This window comes from Acidisphaera rubrifaciens HS-AP3 (assembly GCF_000964365.1).
GTDB lineage: Bacteria > Pseudomonadota > Alphaproteobacteria > Acetobacterales > Acetobacteraceae > Acidisphaera > Acidisphaera rubrifaciens.
The window spans coordinates 1-577 of the sequence record NZ_BANB01000032.1 but is presented as its reverse complement, the minus strand read 5'-3'; the positions used below and the strand labels follow the sequence as shown (position 1 = coordinate 577).

The window sequence follows — 577 nt, the reverse complement described above, 5'->3', positions numbered from 1 at the left end:
TTCGTGGGCCAGCGGGCGAGCCGGGAGAATCTGGCGGTGTTCATCGCCGCCGCCCGCGCGCGCGGCGAGGCGCTGGACCACGTGCTGCTGCACGGGCCGCCCGGCCTCGGCAAGACGACGCTGGCGCAGATCGTGGCGCGGGAGCTGGGTGTGGGCTTCCGCGCGACATCGGGGCCGGTGATCCAGCGCGCCGGCGACCTGGCGGCGATCCTGACCAACCTGCAGCCGCGCGACGTGCTGTTCATCGACGAGATCCACCGGCTGCAGCCGGCGATCGAGGAGATCCTCTATCCGGCGATGGAGGATTTCCAGCTCGACCTCATCATCGGCGAGGGGCCGGCGGCGCGGTCGGTGCGGATCGACCTGCCGCCGTTCACCCTGGTCGGTGCGACGACGCGGGCGGGGCTGCTGGCGACGCCGCTGCGCGACCGGTTCGGCATCCCGCTGCGGCTGATCTTCTACACCCCGGCCGAGCTGGAGCTGATCGTCGGGCGGGGGGCGCAGAAGCTGGGCTTCGACCTGCTGGCCGACGGGGCGGCGGAGATCGCGCGGCGGGCGCGGGGCACGCCGCGCATCG

Annotated in this window: 1 protein-coding gene; it reads left to right on the top strand. The window is 73.8% G+C overall.

The window, feature by feature from the left end; genetic code table 11:
- The coding region (ruvB, locus tag B8460_RS01095) for a Holliday junction branch migration DNA helicase RuvB (protein ID WP_048859723.1) at window positions 1-577 on the top strand (577 nt) is incomplete at both ends.